The 19132-nt window shown below is 47.5% G+C and carries 17 protein-coding genes and 1 pseudogene; 6 read left to right on the forward strand and 12 right to left on the reverse strand.

Annotation, left to right across the window (positions count from 1 at the left end):
- Window positions 1-9: 9 nt before the first annotated feature.
- The 9 genes from rbsB to ACWJJS_RS02600 form a co-directional block, all read right to left on the reverse strand.
- Window positions 10-927 carry a ribose ABC transporter substrate-binding protein RbsB gene (gene rbsB, locus ACWJJS_RS02560; protein WP_060673935.1) on the reverse strand — a complete coding sequence of 306 codons (918 nt, stop codon included), beginning with the start codon at window positions 925-927 and terminating at the stop codon, window positions 10-12.
- A gap of 13 nt (window positions 928-940) precedes the next feature.
- Window positions 941-1912, reverse strand: a complete 972-nt coding sequence (rbsC, locus tag ACWJJS_RS02565; protein WP_003151325.1) for a ribose ABC transporter permease RbsC — start codon at window positions 1910-1912, stop codon at window positions 941-943.
- Window positions 1902-3395, reverse strand: coding sequence for a sugar ABC transporter ATP-binding protein (locus tag ACWJJS_RS02570; RefSeq protein WP_060673939.1), 1494 nt, complete (start codon window positions 3393-3395; stop codon window positions 1902-1904). The genes rbsC and ACWJJS_RS02570 overlap by 11 nt, the downstream gene beginning before the upstream one ends.
- 16 nt (window positions 3396-3411) lie before the next feature.
- Window positions 3412-3807: a D-ribose pyranase gene (gene rbsD, locus ACWJJS_RS02575; protein WP_003151329.1), complete on the reverse strand. Its 396-nt coding sequence runs from the start codon at window positions 3805-3807 to the stop codon at window positions 3412-3414.
- Window positions 3804-4685, reverse strand: coding sequence for a ribokinase (rbsK, locus tag ACWJJS_RS02580; protein ID WP_060673941.1), 882 nt, complete (start codon window positions 4683-4685; stop codon window positions 3804-3806). The genes rbsD and rbsK overlap by 4 nt, the downstream gene beginning before the upstream one ends.
- The gene (locus tag ACWJJS_RS02585) at window positions 4678-5667 is read right to left on the reverse strand and encodes a LacI family DNA-binding transcriptional regulator (RefSeq protein ID WP_060673944.1); all 990 of its coding nucleotides are present in this window, start codon (window positions 5665-5667) and stop codon (window positions 4678-4680) included. Before ACWJJS_RS02585 ends, rbsK begins: the two co-directional genes overlap by 8 nt.
- Window positions 5668-5760: 93 nt before the next feature.
- A complete protein-coding gene (locus tag ACWJJS_RS02590; protein ID WP_014305952.1) occupies window positions 5761-6894 on the reverse strand; it encodes a Ger(x)C family spore germination protein in 1134 nt (377 codons plus the stop codon).
- Window positions 6884-7975 (reverse strand): GerAB/ArcD/ProY family transporter, encoded by a 1092-nt coding sequence (locus tag ACWJJS_RS02595; protein ID WP_454023285.1) that lies wholly within the window; start codon window positions 7973-7975, stop codon window positions 6884-6886. Before ACWJJS_RS02595 ends, ACWJJS_RS02590 begins: the two co-directional genes overlap by 11 nt.
- Window positions 7965-9434, reverse strand: coding sequence for a spore germination protein (locus tag ACWJJS_RS02600; protein ID WP_172615027.1), 1470 nt, complete (start codon window positions 9432-9434; stop codon window positions 7965-7967). The genes ACWJJS_RS02595 and ACWJJS_RS02600 overlap by 11 nt, the downstream gene beginning before the upstream one ends.
- 739 nt (window positions 9435-10173) lie before the next feature.
- On the opposite strand from ACWJJS_RS02600, the gene pgsB reads away from it, so the two are divergent.
- The 5 genes from pgsB (at window position 10174) to ACWJJS_RS02625 (ending at window position 14542) form a co-directional block, all read left to right on the forward strand.
- Entirely contained in the window at window positions 10174-11355 is a 1182-nt protein-coding gene (pgsB, locus tag ACWJJS_RS02605) for a poly-gamma-glutamate synthase PgsB (RefSeq protein ID WP_003151337.1), read from the forward strand.
- 14 nt (window positions 11356-11369) lie between these two features.
- Window positions 11370-11819 (forward strand): poly-gamma-glutamate biosynthesis protein PgsC, encoded by a 450-nt coding sequence (pgsC, locus tag ACWJJS_RS02610; RefSeq protein WP_003151340.1) that lies wholly within the window; start codon window positions 11370-11372, stop codon window positions 11817-11819.
- An 18-nt stretch (window positions 11820-11837) separates the two neighbouring features.
- Window positions 11838-12986: a CapA family protein gene (locus tag ACWJJS_RS02615; protein WP_017418784.1), complete on the forward strand. Its 1149-nt coding sequence runs from the start codon at window positions 11838-11840 to the stop codon at window positions 12984-12986.
- 7 nt (window positions 12987-12993) lie between these two features.
- Window positions 12994-13155, forward strand: coding sequence for a hypothetical protein (locus ACWJJS_RS02620; RefSeq protein ID WP_454023286.1), 162 nt, complete (start codon window positions 12994-12996; stop codon window positions 13153-13155).
- 151 nt (window positions 13156-13306) lie between these two features.
- Window positions 13307-14542 carry a C40 family peptidase gene (locus tag ACWJJS_RS02625; protein ID WP_369614448.1) on the forward strand — a complete coding sequence of 412 codons (1236 nt, stop codon included), beginning with the start codon at window positions 13307-13309 and terminating at the stop codon, window positions 14540-14542.
- A 38-nt stretch (window positions 14543-14580) separates the two neighbouring features.
- Here the strand turns inward: ACWJJS_RS02625 and ACWJJS_RS02630 are convergent.
- The 3 genes and pseudogenes from ACWJJS_RS02630 to ACWJJS_RS02640 form a co-directional block, all read right to left on the reverse strand.
- Window positions 14581-15302 (reverse strand): annotated as a pseudogene (locus ACWJJS_RS02630) (sunset domain-containing protein).
- 106 nt (window positions 15303-15408) lie between these two features.
- Complete coding sequence (locus ACWJJS_RS02635) at window positions 15409-16266, reverse strand: Cof-type HAD-IIB family hydrolase (RefSeq protein ID WP_146275660.1); 858 nt, start codon at window positions 16264-16266, stop codon at window positions 15409-15411.
- Between the two features lie 154 nt (window positions 16267-16420).
- Entirely contained in the window at window positions 16421-17407 is a 987-nt protein-coding gene (locus ACWJJS_RS02640) for an LCP family protein (RefSeq protein ID WP_003151348.1), read from the reverse strand.
- Between the two features lie 304 nt (window positions 17408-17711).
- Here ACWJJS_RS02640 and ACWJJS_RS02645 point away from each other — a divergent pair, with 304 nt between their 5' ends.
- Complete coding sequence (locus ACWJJS_RS02645) at window positions 17712-19088, forward strand: sugar porter family MFS transporter (RefSeq protein WP_025853557.1); 1377 nt, start codon at window positions 17712-17714, stop codon at window positions 19086-19088.
- The last annotated feature ends 44 nt before the right edge of the window (window positions 19089-19132 follow it).

The raw sequence follows: 19132 nt of genomic DNA on the forward strand, positions 1-19132 counted from the left end.
ATCGGCCGGTTATTTTTGTGTTTGAAGTTTCAATGGAGCGGAAATGGTTTTTTTGACTTTTTCTCCTTTGAGCACCTGCTCCGCCGCTTCGGCCGCCAGTTTTCCGATCAGCTCCGGCTGCTGGGCGACCGTGGCTGTCAGCTTCCCATTATTAATGGAAGAAATCGCATCTTTATTTCCGTCGAAACCGACGACCAAAATGTGTTTGCCTGAGCTGTTAATCGCTTCGAGTGCCCCGAGTGCCATTTCATCATTATGGGCGAACACGGCTTTGATATCCGGATGTCCCTGCAGCAGGTTTTCCATGACGGTCAATCCTTTTGTGCGGTCAAAATCTGCCGCTTGCTTCGTTACGACATCCAGCTTTTTGTCGGCAATATGATGAAAGCCCGTTCCGCGTTCCCGTGTCGCGGATGCGCCCGGCACCCCTTGCAATTCAGCCACTTTGGCGCCTTTTCCGAGCTGATCGGCGAGGTAGTCAGCCGCCATTTCTCCTCCTTTGACATTGTCAGAGGCGACAAGCGTTTCGACTTTGCCGTGTTCGGCTGAACGATCCAGCGCAATGACGGGAATGCCGAGGGAATTTGCCGATTCGACGGCTGTTGAAATCGCTGATGAATCGGTCGGATTGATCAGCAGCGCATCGACTCCCTGCTGGATCAAATCTTCTACGTCATTTGACTGTTTAGATGAATCATTTTGGGCATCGACAATAATGACCTTCATGCCCCGTTTTTTGGCTTCCTTTACAACGCCTTCTTTTAATGAAACGAAGAATGGATTGTTTAATGTGGAGACGGAGAGCCCGATAGTGAATTCTGTTTTATGTTTTGTGTTTGACGGTTTTGCCCATTGCGGCGGTTCAAGTGAACAGGCGGACAGCAAAAACAGTGATAATGCCGCGATCGTGATGATGGCTTTCTTCATAATGGTCCTCCTACTATGCCGATTTTTTGCGGTCCAGCAGCACCGCGATTAAAATGACGATTCCTTTGACGACGAGCTGATAAAAAGATGATACGCCGAGAAGGTTCAAGCCGTTGTTCAGTGTACCGATAATCAAAACCCCGATCAGCGTACCGATGATGCGCCCTCGACCGCCGGACAGGCTCGTTCCGCCGAGAACGACCGCTGCGATGGCGTCCAGCTCGTATGATTCCCCGGCCGTCGGCTGTGCGGAATTTAAGCGTGATGTCAGAATCGCTCCCGCCAGCGCCGATAATAAACCTGTCAGAGAATAGATCATGATCTTGATGCGGGGCACTTTGATTCCCGATATCAGCGCCGCTTTCTCATTGCCGCCGATGGCGTATGTCCGGCGGCCGAACGGTGTTTTGTGCAGAAGAACCCACAGGGCCGCAAATGCAATCAGCATCGTAATGGCAGGTACGGGGATGCCGAGAAAATAACCGCGCCCGAATAATTGAAATGCGTAATTTGTACCGAGCCCCGTAATCGGATTTCCGTCCGTATAGACGAGGGTCAGTCCGCGAAAGACGGTCATTGTCGCCAAAGTGGCGATGAACGGTGCCATTTTTCCTTTTGTGATTAATAATCCGTTTATCATGCCGAGTACGGCGCCGATCACGCAGCCGATGATGACGGCTAAGATCGGGTCGATGCCTGATACCATCATACCTGCGACCAATGCGCTCGATAAGGCGAGGATGGCTCCGACAGAGAGATCAATGCCTCCCGTTAAAATGACAAACGTCATTCCGAATGCAATCAGAGCGTTAATCGCAACCTGCCGAAGAAGATTGAGAATATTGAGGGGTTCAAGAAAACTCGGGTTTAAAACGGAAACGATCAGCACAAGAATCAGTAAGCCGAGAAACGGACCGAGTTTTTGCGTGAAGGTGTGAATGGAAAATCGCTTTTGTTCAGTTGATGTCATTGGTTCAGTTTTCATACTGCTGCCCTCCCGTGGCAAGTGTCATGATGTGTTCTTGTGTTGCGTCTGCCGTATTGATTTCTCCGCTGATGCGCCCTTCGTGGACGACGATGATTCTGTCACTCATACCGAGAATTTCCGGCAGCTCGGAAGACACCATGATGATGGCGACTCCGCGATCGGTCAGTTCATTCATTAATGAATAGATTTCCCTTTTCGCGCCTACGTCGACGCCTCTTGTCGGTTCATCAAGGATGAGGACTTTCGGGCCGATTCCGATCCATTTGGCGATGACGACTTTTTGCTGATTTCCTCCTGATAAATGCCGGGCGGCGGTTTCCGGAGATGCAGTCTTAATGGTCAGACGCTTGATGAGCAGCTCAACGAACTCCGCCTCGCGTTTTCGGTCAATGATGCCTTTCGGAGAGAAGCTGGTCAGGTTCGGCAATGAGATATTTTCACGAATGGACGTATCCAGCAGCAGCCCTTCATCTTTGCGGTTCTCCGTAATCAGGCCGAGTCCCTTGCGGATGGCATCGTACGGACCCCGAATGCCGGTTTTTCGGCCGGAAATCCAGATCTCTCCGGAATCGAGCCGGTCAATTCCGAACAGCGCTCTCATGATTTCTGTCCGTCCGGCACCCATTAAGCCGGAAACGCCGAGGATTTCTCCGGCGCTCACATGGAAACTGATCTGTGAAAAGCTTCCTTTTTTTGAGGCGTTTTTCACTTCGAGAACCTTATCGCCGAGTGACGGCGTGCGGGTCGGATACCGATCGGTCAGCTCCCGCCCGACCATTTTTTTGACCACTTCATCAAAATGAGTATCTTTCATATGCGCCGTATCGACAGTGAGGCCGTCCCGCATAATGGTGATCCGGTCGCAAATCGAAAATATCTCTTCCATTCGGTGCGAAATATAGACAATGGATACGCCGTCCCGCTTTAACGCCGTCATCACGTCAAACAGTTTGCTGATTTCCCGTTCGGTCAGCGCCGCGGTCGGTTCGTCCATAATAATGACTTCGGCGTTTGTCATCAGCGCTTTGGTAATCTCAATCATCTGCTGCTGGCCGACGGAACATTGTCCGGCTTCCCGGTCAAGAGGAAGAGAGACTCCCAGTTTTTCAAGCTGTGATTTTGCTAGCGCTTTCATTTTCTTCGTTTCCAAAACGCCGAACGCCGTCGTCAGCTCTTTGCCGATAAAAAGGTTTTCAAGCACCGTCATGTCCGGCCATATATTCAGTTCCTGATGGATAAAGGCGATTCCGTGCTTTTCGGCTTCCTTTGGATTGGAGAAGCTCATATTTGTTCCGTTTATCGTAATGTTTCCCTTGTCGAGCCGGTAGAGCCCGGTGAGCAGATTCATTAACGTCGATTTGCCCGCTCCGTTTTCTCCCATTAAAGCGTGGATTTCTCCCGGCAGAAGCTCAAATGAGACGCCGGAGAGCACTTGGTTTTTGCCGAATGCTTTATGAATGTCTGTCATGCCGATGTGCATGCTGGATCCCTTCTTTCTAGAAAATCACACCCGCCTGCAGGATGCAGTTGGCGTATGGTGTCATTTCACCCGTTCGGATGACGGCTTTTGCTTTCTGTGTGAGCCGTTTGAATTCCGTGTGGGGCATGTACTCGATCGTCTGCGCTGAGAAATGGCTTTCTATGAAACTTGCATTCTCAGGATTTTCGTCTTTGATCTCGGAAGCGGCTATCACCTTTTCGACTGCCATCTCCCCAGCTACCAGGCTGGTCACATCCCGAAAGGCGGGAACGCCCGCCGTTAAAGACAAATCAATTTTAGGGACGCCGTCAGGGACGGGGAGACCCGCATCGGCGATTGCGATGAGGTCTGTATGCCCGAGATCGGCTAATACTTTGGCAATGTGGCTGTTTAACATTCCGTGTTTTTTCATGACAGCAGCTCCTCAACTTCTTTTCTGGCCGGCATCCCGCCTTGGGCGCCGAAGTGCTGCACGGACAGGGAGGCGGCGCGGTTGGCAAACAGGAGCGCTTGCTCGATGTCCCGTCCTTCCGCGAGTGCGACGGCAAGTGCCGCATTAAAGGTATCGCCGGCTCCCGTCGTGTCGACCGCTTCTGCAGGGAAGCCGGGAACAAGCCGTTCCGCGGTGCCGTCTGAGTAGCGTACGCCTTGTTTTCCTTCGGTAATGAACAGTTTGCCGGGATAGCCGGCGAGCGCTTCTTCTTTCGTCCGGTCAGGAAATAAAATGGATGCTTCATGTTCGTTCGGCGTAAGATATGCGGCATTCTCAATTGTCGATTGTTTCAGCGGCCGGGCCGGCGCGGGATTCAGGATAACCGGAATTTGCTGCGCGCGGCAGTAGCTGCACACTTCTTCAACGGTTTCTTCAGGAATCTCCTGCTGGATCAGCACGATATCAATGCCGGGAAGTTTTGCCAGCGCACTTTTGGCATAATCGGGGGAGATGTCATCGTTTGCGCCTTTTACGACGACGATGCTGTTGTCTCCTTCTGCGAGCACAATATGAGCCGTTCCGCTTTTTTTGTGTGTAACCGTTTCCATATAGTCCGTATTGACACCGTTTGCCTTCAGGTTTTCAATAATCGCTTTTCCGTAGCTGTCACTTCCAGCTTTTCCTACCATATATACGTTCGCGCCAAGGCGGGAAGCGGCTACAGCCTGGTTTGCGCCTTTTCCCCCGGGCACGGTTTGAAAGTCTGTGCCCAGTACGGTTTCCCCGGCTTTCGGACGCCGTTCGGATGTGACGACCAGATCCATAGAACAGCTTCCGATAACACAAATTTCACTCATGGTGATCATCCTTTCTCGTCGTTTGTCTTCTTATATAAGTCACGGGCATTTGAATGGCCGTCTCTTTCGGCGGCTCTTTCTTTATCAATTGCAGCAGCAGGTTTGCCGCTTGTTTTCCCATCTCATATGCAGGCTGGCGGATGGTTGAAAGCGGCGGAAACAAAAGCCTGCTCTGCGGAATATCGTCGTATCCGATGATCTGAATCTCCTCCGGAACTTTTTTGCCGAGCCGCAGCGCCTCATGGAGGACGGCAGCCGCCGCAATATCGTTGCTGGCAATGACTCCGTCGGTTTCGGGGTATGCTGCAAACAATTTTTCTGCTAAAACGGCGGCATCCTTGATAGAAAATGAAGCGGCGGAGATGACATTGAACTGCGCGCCCGCTTTTTGCAGCACATCAAGTGCGCCGTTAAAACGTTCCTGAGCGGTCGGAAGGTGGCCTGGGCCTTTGACAAGCGTGATGCTTGTGCTTTTGCCGCGAAGCATTTCCTCAGCCGCCCGTTTTCCGCCTGCCCGCCCGTCACTGAATACGGATGGGGCGCCTTCTTTTGTCCGGTCCAGAAATACGACCGGGTAAAGGCTGCCGCTGTATTCGGGAAGGTCGGGGTAATGGGTGGCCGCCAAAATACCGGCAACTTGATTTTGTTTAAATGTTTGCAGGTAGTCGAGTTCTTTTTCCAATTCTTCATCGCTGTTGCCGATGATCAGCCGGTATCCTTCCCGCTGCAGCTCGTCTTCAGCGCCGCGGGCAAGCTGCGGGAAAAAGGGGTTCGTAATATCCGGAAGCAAAAGCCCGACCAGTCTGGATTCTCTTTTATAAAGAGAGCGGGCAACTTCATTCGGATAATAATTCAGCTTCTCCATGGCAAGCATGACCTTCGTTCGTGTATCTTCATGGACGTAGCCGTTGTCATTGAGGACACGCGAGACCGTGGCAACAGAGACGCCGGCAGCGCCTGCGACATCTTTAATCGTTGCCAACAAACACTCCCCCTTCATTTATGTAACCGTTTACACAAAAAGAGTACCACGAATCATTTCGGTTGGCAACAAAAAAAGAGACCGGGGTCTCTTTTAGTTCACGATGCCGATTTGCGAGATATTCACTTTGATATCAGGGATTATCTCGATGGAAGGATAGACCTCACGCCAATTGAGCCGCTTGCCCCGCTCATAATAATGGGTTTGATATTTCCGGCCGATGCCGAGGATATCCGAGTTGTGCTCCTGAATATGGCTGATCACCGATCTGGCCTGGCTGTTCAAATTTGCTGATGCTTGTTTGTTCATTTGGTCGATTGCCGTATAAGAATTCAGTTTGTCCTTCGGATATTCCAAGACGCGTGCGTTCAGCTTTAAACGGATTTTCACTTTTATATGCTGCGGATCTGTATCTATAAATACAATCTTTCGCGTGGCATCCGTGATGCCGAGAGAAAGATAATTTTCAATATCCATTTTGTATTTGTCCCACAGCTTCAGATTAATATTAGCCGATTTATTAAATTGCCCGCTTAAAAGGGTCAGGAGGGTCGAATCCTGACCGAGCACCTCAGTCACTTTCCGCTGGCCGCTGAACAGGGCAGAACCCTCTACCTTTATCGTCTGTCCGTTAATCGATAAATAAGGAAGGGCGAAATCCTTATCAGCCGTCAGCATGCTTGAACGGATGGATTGCAAATTTTCCATGCTGATATTTGATTCCGCATTAGCGCTTGTTAATAAATTCGTTAAATACTTGCTGACGATCAATTTCTGCCGGACGATCAGCTTCAGCACTTCAATCGCCTCACCGTCTTTTACAACCGCCGGATGAGCGAGAAGCGGACTTTTCGGATCTCTGTAAAAGACATCGAGATAAGGAAAAAGCGGTTTTTCCGCCATTTTCTCACCGATTAATAAGACTCTTTGCTTGGAGGTGTCGATGCGCTGGTCGACAAGCTTATCCAATTGAAACCGCGCTTCACGGATGGTGTGCCCGGAAGCGCTGAGCACCGTCGTAATGAATGAGCCGCCCGTTTCCTGTTCCGCCTGGGAGGACTGAACCTTCCGATAGGTAATGCCGATTTTATTTTTACCGTCATGATCAACATCAAGGCTTGCGGTCAGCACGAGAGAAATATCTTTCAGCAAATTTTGATCCCAGCAGCCGGCAAGTGTCAGGCTTGCGCACATGAGACTGATAAGAACCGCTTTTTTAATGCGCATGGCGGACACCCTTTTTGCGTACAAGGACAATCAATACCATAAACAACGGAAACAAATACACAAACACAATATCGGAAATGCGGAAAAACTGATCCAGCTGCTGTATCGTTTTATCTGTGCTTGTGGCCCAAATAGACAGAAGGAAGACGAGCAGGGCCAGCGGATAAACAAACCGGCTGTGATCTTTTTGATTGAACAGCTTGGCGATGCCGGTGCTTGCCAAGTAAAACACGTTGGCCAGCGTTGAAAAGACGGTCACGAACCAAAACGTCAAAAAGAGCAGATCCGTCCGTTCGATAATTCTGAATGAAACGGTTTTTAACAGGTACAGCACAGGCTCCGGGATCATTTTTATTTCTTCGGGGCTGATGGTGACAAAGCAAGTAAGGGTGATATACAGGTAATAAAGGATAATCAAGCCGTTTGAAATCGTCAGTATTTTGTAGCGCTGGCTGACGGTGCAGTTGATTAGGGGCCCGATCACAAGCGCCGCCTGAAAGCCGGTAATGCTGACAAGTGTTTGCTGCACCCCGGTCAGCATGTCTTTTGCGGTTCCGTGAAAAATCGGCATAATGTATGTGAAATCGGCTTTTCCCAGCGTGTATAAAAGCGGCAGAGAGATCAGCAGCAAAAACGGCGTTAAAATAAAGCTGAACCTCGCGATCGCATTCAGCGGAGCTTGGGCGATATAGACAGAACCGAGGATCAGCATTAGGCTGATCACCCAATTCGGAGTCTGAGGGAGCACCCAGATATCCAATATCCGTGTAAATACAGAAAGAATGAGCGTGCAGAGAAACGCGAAATATAAAATATACAGCACCTGCACCCCTTTGCCGGCAAGTGTTCCGAACACCTCTTCCAGCATTTCGTACAGGTTCAGCTTCGGAAACCGGTGGAATAATATCATATACAGGCTGAATGTAAGCTGGACGAGCAATCCGGTAAGCAGAATGGAAATCCACCCGCTGCTTCCCGATTTCATCATCAGTAAATGGGGCAGCGCCAAAATGCCGATGCTGATCTGCGTCTGATTAATGAAAAACACGCCTTGAAGCCGGCTTATTTTTTTAGGCTTCATCTTTTCTCCACCCCCGAACATGTTTCATCTGCTTTGAGTCTTGCGGTCTCAAATAAAAAGGCCTTCTTTTAATAAACCAAGCCGGCAGCCGGATAAATGCATCCTTCAAGTCACTGAAATGAAACGGCGTCAGAGATGATAAATACGGAACGCCGAGGGATTCAAGCTTGCACAGGTTCATCAGAATAAGTCCGAAGCCGAGTCCGATGCCGATAAAACCGAACGAGGATGCCAGAAACATAAGCGGAAATCTGAGCGTTCGAATGGACGTGCTCATTTCATATGAAGGAAGCACAAAAGAAGAAACAGCCGTAACGGCTACGACGATAATCATCATATTAGAAATGAGTCCCGCCTGAACGACCGCGTCACCGATCACGAGACCGCCGACAATGCCGATCGTCTGACTGATCGGTTTCGGCAGCCTGATACCGGCTTCGCGGATCAGTTCAATGGTAATCTCCATAATCATGGCTTCTATCAGCGGAGGGAAGGGAATATCAACTATCGAATTTTTCATAGTGATAATCAGATCGTTGGGAATGACTTCAAAATGAAACGCAATCAGCGCGATATAAAAAGCGGGCAGCGTAATCGCGATCATAAAGGCGGAAAATCTCAGCACTCTCAAAAAACTGGCGGAAATCCACCTCGTGCTGTAGTCATCCGGCGATTGAAAAAAAGAAAAGAACGTGATCGGGGCAATCAAGGCCGACGGGCTCCCATCCATCATGATCAGCACACAGCCTTCCATCACGCATGCTTTTGCTTTATCCGGCCGTTCCGTATGAACGATCTGCGGAAAAATGGAAAACGAATTATCTTCTATTGATTCCTCGATAATCCCGGGCGCAAGCACGCTGTCTATACGCAGGTATGACAGGCGCCGCTTCACTTCCTCCACAATCTCCGGATTGGCGATATTCTCAACAAAGATAACCGCAACCTTTGATTTGGCTCTTTCCCCGATATCCATATAATGAACGGAGAGATGGCGGTCCTGTATGTGAAACCGCAGCTGATGAATGTTCGTTTCCAAACTTTCCACAAACCCGTCATGGGCGCCGCGGACGATACTTTCAGATTCGGGTTCCATAATGGAACGCAGCGGATTCTGCCCGACGGAAAACAGCTTCGCTTTCCTTGACGCATCGCTGAGAAAAACAACCTGGCCTGCCAAAATCCCGTCAATGAGTTTTCTGGTTTCATCCGTTTCCGCACTGCTGACGGCATTCATCGTTTCCTCAAGCGGACCGTTCTGCAGGGTGTCGCTTAACAGAAACTCATTCAGCTTCTGTTCTTCTATCATTTGTTCAATATAAAAGAAAGCGGTATGACGGTCCTGCAGTTTGATCCTTCGTATTTTAAAATCGCCGCAAACACACATCAGCTCCTGCATTTTCCGTACAGCCGATTCAAAATCGCCGGGAATCCGTTTGTTTTGTTTATCCGCAGACATCAGACCGCCTCCTTTCCCGGTTATCTGTAGTTTTCAGCGGGTATTCCTTTTTTATGCATTTTATAAATTAAAGGAATTTCTTGATACTGCTTGCTTTTTTCCATGAACTTCACAATTATGGATGAACTTTTCTTGAACGAATATAAAGATTTATTAAAATTATTTCAAAAGAGTGATAAATGTCCTGTAAATGCTTTAAAAGGAGATAGGCTTTCCGCATATAAAATGTGTATTTCTTGTAAACACTCCGGACCCGTCTTTTTCTGTCACGTACCAGTCATTCCGCTAGTTATTTTGGAATGGGACTGAAAGCAGGATACGGGGGAAAAATGAATGACTTTAAGACCTTATCCTTAACAAAACAGGCAGTCTGCACACAGCGGACATAGAGTCCCGAAACGTATGCGCAGTGCGGAAAACGCTGATATAACAGGCTGTAAAAGATGGATTATCATTACATCTTTTTCTTCCGGAACGTGTATAGTCCCATTGGTCCAAATGAATTTCTGTGCGGAAATGTAAACGCATTCATTTTTCTTTTGAAAAATTGAAGTAAGGTTGAAGTCCTGCCTATTCCCAAAAAAAGCAATTCGATCATAGGAAGAATAGCGTCACTAATAGAGAAGTTTGGCTCAGTGAAAGCGGGAAGATTATGTTACATAATGCCGATTGAGAATTCATAGTGAAGCTATATACTGATGAATGAATTTATCAATACAGAAGGAGATGTCAAAAATCAATGTGGTTACTCATTATAGCCTGTGCTGCCGTACTAATCATCGGAATCATTGAAAAAAGGCGGCATCAGAAGAATATCGATGCTCTGCCAGTACGCGTCAATATTAATGGTATCCGCGGAAAGTCAACCGTAACGAGGCTGACGACCGGAATACTGATGGAGGCGGGCTACAAAACAGTCGGAAAAACGACGGGAACAGATGCAAGGATGATCTATTGGGATACACCTGAGGAGAAACCGATCAAACGGAAACCGCAGGGCCCGAATATCGGCGAGCAAAAAGAAGTAATGAAGGAAACCGTAGAACGGGGCGCCAATGCCATTGTCAGTGAATGTATGGCGGTAAACCCGGATTATCAGATTATCTTTCAGGAAGAACTCCTTCAAGCCAACATCGGCGTCATCGTGAATGTGCTTGAAGACCATATGGATGTCATGGGGCCGACGCTTGATGAAATAGCTGAAGCTTTTACCGCGACGATACCGTATAACGGTCACCTTGTCATTACAGACAGTGAATACACAGACTTCTTTAAAGAAAAAGCCGCAGAGCGGAATACCGAGGTCATTATTGCGGATAACTCTAAAATTACAGATGAATACCTTCGAAAATTTGAATATATGGTCTTTCCTGATAACGCTTCCCTGGCGCTCGGCGTTGCCCAGGCTCTTGGGATAGATGAAGAAACGGCGTTTAAAGGAATGCTGAACGCGCCGCCTGATCCTGGCGCCATGAGAATCCTGCCGCTGCTCAGCACGAAGGAGCCCGGTCATTTCGTAAACGGCTTTGCCGCAAATGATGCATCTTCTACTTTAAATATATGGAAACGTGTAAAGGAAATCGGCTACCCGACAGATGAACCGATCGTCATCATGAACTGCCGCGCCGACCGTGTGGACAGAACGATTCAGTTCGCAAACGACGTGCTTCCGTACATTAAAACGAAGGAACTCATACTCATCGGCGAAACGACAGAACCGATCGTCAGAGCTTATGAAGAAGGCAAGATTCCTGCCGATACACTGCACGATCTGGAATATAAATCAACAGACGAAATCATGGACGTGCTGAAAACAAGAATGCAAAACCGTGTCATATATGGCGTCGGCAATATCCACGGTTCAGCGGAACCATTAATTGAAAAAATCCAAGAGTATAAGGTGAAACAGCTCGTTAGCTAGGAGGAAAAGGATAAATGTTCGGATCAGATTTATACATTTCACTTATTTTAGGCGTGTTAATCAGTTTAATTTTCGCGGAAAAAACAGGTATCGTACCTGCCGGTTTAGTCGTGCCGGGTTATTTAGGGCTCGTTTTTAACCAGCCGGTCTTTATTTTACTCGTATTGTTAGTGAGTCTTCTTACATACGTGATCGTCAAATACGGTTTATCCAGATTTATGATTTTGTACGGACGCAGAAAATTCGCAGCTATGCTGATAACGGGAATCTGCTTAAAAATCGCCCTTGATTTTCTTTACCCGATCGTACCGTTTGAGATATCAGAATTCCGCGGAATCGGTATCATCGTACCGGGTCTGATCGCCAATACCATTCAGAAACAGGGATTAACGATTACATTCGCCAGCACGCTGTTCTTAAGCGGCGCAACTTTTGCCATTATGTTTGCTTACTACTTAATCTAATGTAAGGTGTGTCAAACGATGAAAAAACAATTAAGCTTTCAAGAAAAACTGCTGAAGCTGACCAAACAGCAGAAAAAGAAGACCAATCTTCACGTTTTTATCGCGCTGCCGATCGTCTTTTGCCTGATGTTCGTCTGCATCCTGACAGGGAAGGCGGAAACGCCGAGTGTGAAAAGAAATGCCGATGACCTTGTATCAGCTTCATTCGTCGGAGATATTATGATGGGCCGGAATGTCGAGAAAGTGACAAAGCATAAAGGCACGGAGAGTGTCTTCCGTTACGCAAAGCCATTCTTCGAAGCATCCGACTATGTGTCGGGGAACTTTGAAAACCCGGTTACATATAAAAAGAACTACAAAGAAGCAGAAAAAAATATCCACCTTCAGTCAAACAAAGATGCCGTAAAAGTATTGAAGGACATGAATTTCACCGTTCTCACGGCAGCCAACAACCATGCGATGGATTACGGCCCTCAAGGAATGCGGGATACGGTTGAAGAGTTTTCAAAGCAAAATCTTGAACTTGTCGGAGCGGGCCTCACGCTGAAGGAAGCCGAGCAGAACATTTCTTATCAAGATGTAAACGGAATCAAAATCGCAACACTGGGATTCACCGATGTTTCCGGAAAAGGCTTTGCAGCTAAACGAAATGCGCCGGGTGTGCTTCCGGCCGATCCAGAGCTGTTTATTCCGATGATTTCTAAAGCCAAAAAGAAAGCCGATCTTGTCATTGTTCAAACACACTGGGGACAGGAATACGATAATGATCCGAATGACAGACAGCGCCAATTGGCAAGAGCAATGTCAGATGCCGGAGCGGATATTATCGTCGGACACCATCCGCACGTGCTGGAACCGATCGAAATGTACCACGGCACCGTTATTTTCTACAGCCTGGGCAACTTCGTATTCGACCAGGGGTGGACCAGAACGAGAGACACGGCGCTTGTTCAATATCATCTGCAGAAAAACGGCACGGGACGCTTTGAAGTCACGCCGATGAACATTCATGAAGCAACGCCTGCACCGGTTAAAAAAGGCAGCATCAATCATAAAACGATCGTACGTGAACTGACGAAAGAATCGAATTTCAAGTGGAGCGTCAAGGATGGAAAATTAACGTTTGATGTGGATCACAGCGATATCTTAAAAAAGAAAGCGGAGTGAAAAACAAATGAAAATCATTAAAGCGGGATGGCCGTTTGCCGCGATCATTATGGTATTTATGTTTATGTCTGCGTTTAAATACAATGATCAGCTCACAGATCAGGAAAAACAAAAAATTGACACGGAAATGCAAAAAATTCAGCAAGAGGGCACAGCGGGCGCAAAATAAGCGCATGATTCCGCTTGCCGGCATATTGTTTGTTCCGAATCCAGTAAAGAATGCCCATATCGGGCATTCTTTTTTGTGTGTGCTCTCCTAAACATTTGTTAAAAGTTACCGATGTAAAAACTACTAAAAATGAGGAGAGTGAATAGAAAACATGCTCACAAGCTGGAGGAAGTACATCCTTGCCGGCCTTATGATTTGTCTTGTGGCACCTGCAGTAACGAGAACGGAAATTGCCGAAGCTGATTCTCAAGTTTCTGTCCTGATCGTTTCAGACGCGCAAAAACTTGTCGGAAATAAATATGTTTACGGAGGCGAAGAGCCTGAGGACGGTTTTGATCCGTCCGGATTGATGCATTATCTTTTCAGCAGGCAGAACATCCATCTGCCGAGAACGGTCAGTGATCAATGGAAAGTCGGAGCCGCCGTCAAAGAAAATGACCTTTTACCGGGAGATCTTGTGTTTTTCAAAAAGTCGGATTCAACACAAAACGCGCCCGTACATGACGGTCTGTATATCGGAAACGGAGAGATGATACACAGTTCTCCGTCAGAAGGCGTAACCGTCACACGCTTTCAAAAAAGCAGTTATTGGATGAATTTATATCTTGGCGCAAAGCGGATGACAAAAGATCCGGAACTGGCTGATGATCCGATCGTTCAGGAGGCAGCCCGTTACCTCGACATTCCGTATGTATTCGGCGGAAGCACGCCCGAGGCGGGATTCGACTGTTCGGGTCTGGTCCAATATGTTTTTGAAAACAAGCTTCACATTTACCTGCCGAGATCTGCGGAACAGCAGTGGCTGGTCGGTGAGAAAATCAAGCTGAGCGACATAAAGCCCGGGGACGTGATTTATTTCAGCGATACGTATAAAAAAGGAATTTCCCATGCGGGCATTTATGCGGGAGAGGGAAGGTTCATCCAAGCAAGCCGCTCCGAAAAAGTCACCATTTCTTACTTGGCGGAAGATTATTGGAAAAAACATTTCACAGGGGTGCGCCGATTCAGCAATTTAGCCATTTCTAAAGACAATCCCGTTGTGTCCACAGCGGCCGATCATATCGGAATTTCTTATCTGAAAGGCGGCGTTTCACCGGAAACCGGCTTTGATACGGCGGGATTTGTTCAATACATCTATCAAAAAGCGAAAGGAATCAGCCTGCCGCGTTATGCCGACAAGCAGATGCAGGCGGGCGTTCCGGTCGATAAACAAGATCTGAAGCCCGGCGATTTGGTCTTCTTTAAAGCGGAAACTCTGAATCCGGCCATTTATATCGGGAACGGACAAGTGATTCATGTCACCGTGTCCGCAGGCGTTACCATAACAAATATGAACACAAGCGCTTATTGGAAGGACAAATATGCGGGCGGCATCCGGCTTCCGTAAAAAAAGACGTCAGAGAGTGTCTCTGACGTCTTTTTCTTTTATCGTTTCGGCGCTCTGTATCCGGCCGCTTCCGCTTCTTCTACAGAACAGAACATTTCTGCGGGATCTGTCGTCCGGTTGTAGTATGTACTTCCCGGCGTGTGATAAATGCCGTTCCGGCTGCCTTTAATGTCGCATCCCTGTGAGGTGCCGGCTGCTTTCGTTTCGGCATGTCCTCCGGAGGAAGGGGCGTTGTTTTGCGCCGTTTCCGCGTTTTCGGATTTTGTTTTTGCTTTCTGCCGCTTTAAAGTTTTATTTTCTGACTGAAGCGTTTCAGCGGTCTTTTCGAGCTTCTTTTGTGAATTTTTTAATTTCTCATTGTCTTGTTTGAGTGATTTGTTTGTTTTTTCAGCTCGCTTATCTCTTGGCTGAGTTTGCTGAGTTTTTCTTCATTGCCGGCTTCAGCTTCGGATTTCTCCTTTTCGGCCGCGGCACTGATGCTTTCATATTTTTTCTCAAGCGCCTGGTGTTCCTTCGTCAATTTTTGATAAGCCGTATCAAGGGTGCTGTATTTCTCCTCTGCCTTCACGGCCGAGGCGTCCGGTTCTGCGAGGGAGGCACCGGTCAGAAGCAGGATAAATCCGCCGATGAGAAGGGGCCAAAACAGCTTTTTTGAAAAATGTTTTTCTTTTTTTGCCGCTTTGCATATGAGATGAAACATTCCGTATCCGACTGCGCAGAGAAAAGCTAAAAATCCTATAATAGCGATTGCATTCGACATCATGAAACTCCTTTTTTCTTTATCTTACAATTTATTTTCATTTTTGGGAATTTCTTTTTTGAGGAAACGTGAAAAGCCAGGCCGTGAAAGACCTGGCTTTTACCTTTTATTGCCCGTTGTCGAGAAGCCGGTTGATGAAATATGCGACGCCGTTTTCATCGTTGCTTTTTGTAATATACGTGCTTTTTTCCTTCAGTTCATCAATCGCATTGCCCATAGCGATGCGGTTTCCCGCCGCTTCAAACATGGAGAAATCATTCGGGCTGTCGCCGATGGCGTAAATATCCTGTTTTTCAATTCCGTACAGTGAGGCAAGCTCCGTCAGAGCACGTCCCTTTCCGGAACCGGCAGGGAGGATTTCGATAATGTGTTTTCCGGAAGATGTCTGGGATAATTTCGGATGATGTGTAATTTCTTCTTTGGCGTTTCTCAGTTTTTCCATATCAAAAGAGAAACAAAGAAGCTTGTAAACATGTTCGTCTCCGTTAAAAATCGCCTGTATATCCTGTACGGGTTTAATGCCGAATTGTTTGAACTGCGTCTTTGCGCCCTCCCATAATGTCTGAATATCTTCCTTGGGATTGGCGCTTTTCAGAATGTCCAGTTCTGCCTGCAGTTTGGACTCGCCGTCAAACGGGGACAGCAGATGATCATCCGTATAGACCTCAAAGTAAATGTCTTTGTCCGTTAAATAAGCGGCGATATCCTTCCCGGCCTGCTGATCCATTAAGAGCCGGCTGACGAGGCGGTATCCTTTGTCATGGACTGTCCCGCCGTTTGCCGCAATGATCGGAATATCCAAATCCTTTAAGAGCGCTTTTACATCAAACGTGGCTCTGCCCGTGCAGATGGCCACGAGAATGCCCGCTTCATCCGCTCTTTGTAAAGCCGCTCTGTTTTCCGGAGAAATCACACTGTCCGAATTCAGTAATGTGCCGTCTAAGTCAATGGCTATCAATTTCATATGTATGGATGCCCTCCTTAAAAATAAAGCTGCTTCATGTAGTATGTTCAGCTTTGTGCGAAATCAGCAGAAAGCCGTCAGTTAAAAGGCTATACCTTCATGTCCTTTTTTTCAACAGAAAAACGGCGGGATTTGCTAATCCCGCCGTGACATCTTACGCGTCTAAATCATTTTTTAATTTCGTTTTTACTTCTTGAAGGTTTTCCTCATTCAGCTTGAAGTAATAAATATTTTTGCCGTACTGAGGAGTGTAAATGTAGCTGTCTGAACCTGTCAGCTGCAAAGAATTCACCGATTTCAGCGATGTGATAAACGGGAACAGACCGATGGCGTCATTAAGAGATAAGTTCATTTTCAAGTTTTTCCCTAAGCTGTCGACGATATCGTCATACGATGGGATCGAGCTTAACGATTTAGATTTTTTAATAATGGCGCTCAGCACTTCCATCTGTCTTTGTCCGCGCATCAGATCGGTGTCCGCTTTGCGTGTTCTTACATAAGCCAGTGCCTGCTCACCGTCAAGCGTCTGGACGCCCGGCTTCAGCACGACTTTTCCTTTTGTATCGACTTTAATACGATCGGCAATTTTCTGGCTTTTCACATTTACCGTAACGCCGTTCAACTCATTGACGACATCGCGGAACGCGTCGAAGTTGCTCTCAACCACATAATCTACCGGAATATCAAACATGTTTTCTACTGTTTTATAAGTTAAATTATAACCGCCGTAAGCATGTGCGTGCGCGAATTTGTCATAGCCGTGTCCCGGGATGTTGACATAGGAATCCCGCGGAATACTGAGCATCGTCGCTGTTTTCTTTTTCCGGTTGAAGGTGACGAGCACATTGGCGTCACTTCTTGCGTCATCTACTGATTCGCCCTTATTGTCCCGGGCGTCTATTCCTAAAAGCAATACGGTGAAAGAATCCTTCTTCGGGTCAAATTCTTTGATCCGTTTTACGGACTGGTCGCCGCGGTCAAGGCTGACGTGCGCTTCTTTGGTCGCATTATTCAATTTCACAAATGCGTAGGTGCCGACGGAACCGGCGATCACCAATAAGAAAGCGGCGAATACCAGTACAAATTTCACCCATTTTCTGAGGCGTCTTTTCTTTTTTCTGCGTTGAGATCGTTCTTCCATATCATTACCTCTCGTTTCTATTCTTTGTGAAGCGTACCATAATTGTTGACTTGGAGCAACTCTGCAAATGAGAAAATTCTAAATCTTTCTCTCTATTTCGACAACATCTACTGTTATTTTTGCATCAGGTTCACATTATATTGGACGGCAGGAAGCGGGAAATGTTTCGGCGCTTTGTAAAAAATAATCAGTAAAATAATGGATATTAACGGTGCGGAAGGTTTGAAACGATCGGAAACAGGCAAAAGAAGCAGTAGAACAATTCCGCGCGGATACAGCGTTGGATGAAGGGAGTCTATATAACATGAAAAGCATACACTCGAATAAATGGCTCTATTTTTTCGGCGCACTCGGCGGCGCGTTATACGGATATGATACCGGAGTCATTTCCGGAGCTATTTTGTTTATGAAAAAAGAACTGGGACTGAACGCCTTTACAGAAGGCCTCGTCGTCAGTTCGTTATTGGCGGGGGCGATTCTCGGATCGGGATTCGCCGGCAAACTGACCGACCGGTTCGGCAGGCGGAAGGCCATCATGGGAGCGGCGCTGCTGTTTTGTATAGGCGGTTTAGGAGTCGCTTTTGCCCCGAATACAGGGGTGATGGTTCTTTTCCGGATTATTCTCGGACTGGCTGTCGGAACATCTACAACGATCGTCCCGCTCTATTTATCGGAGCTGGCTCCGAAGCATAAACGGGGGGCGCTTTCTTCGCTGAATCAGCTGATGATTACGGTCGGAATCCTCGTTTCTTATATCGTGAACTATATATTTGCCGATGCAGGCGCTTGGCGCTGGATGCTTGGACTTGCAGTTGTGCCGTCAGTCATTCTGCTGATCGGAATCTTATTTATGCCGGAAAGCCCGCGCTGGCTGTTTACGATCGGCAAAGAAGAGAAAGCAAGAGAAATCCTTTCATCATTGCGGGGAACGAAGAATATTGATGATGAGATTGATCAGATGAAAGAAGCGGAAAAGGAAAACGAAGGCGGCTTGAAAGAATTGTTTGAGCCGTGGGTGAGACCCGCGCTGATTGCCGGCCTCGGACTTGCCTTTTTGCAGCAATTCATCGGGACAAATACAATTATTTATTACGCACCGAAAACATTTACCAGTGTCGGGTTCGGCAATTCCGCGTCTATATTGGGAACGGTCGGAATCGGCGCCGTCAATGTCATCATGACGCTTGCGGCTATTAAAGTCATTGATAAGATCGGCCGGAAGCCGCTGCTGCTGGCCGGAAATGCGGGCATGGTCATCAGTCTGCTCGTATTGGCTGCGGTCAATCTTTTCTTTGAACATTCAGCAGCCGCATCATGGACAACGGTGATTTGTTTAGGCCTGTTTATCATTGTGTTTGCGGTCAGCTGGGGGCCTGCCGTGTGGGTCATGCTTCCTGAATTATTCCCGCTGCATGTCCGGGGGATCGGGACGGGTGTCTCCACTTTGATGCTGCATGCCGGAACATTGATTGTCTCATTAACCTATCCGATGTTAATGGAAGCAGTCGGCATCAGCTATTTATTTCTCATTTATGCCGCGATCGGGATACTGGCATTCCTGTTCGTCCGGTTTAAAGTGACCGAGACGAAGGGGAAAAGCCTTGAAGAAATTGAGCAGGATCTGAAAAGCCGTAACGGAGGCTCGGGATCAGAATCAAATCGGCGGACAGTTCATCCGTAATATTCAGTTTTAGGGGGGCGGTTATTCACCGGCCCCTCAAAACG

This window comes from Bacillus sp. JK106, from assembly GCF_053663355.1.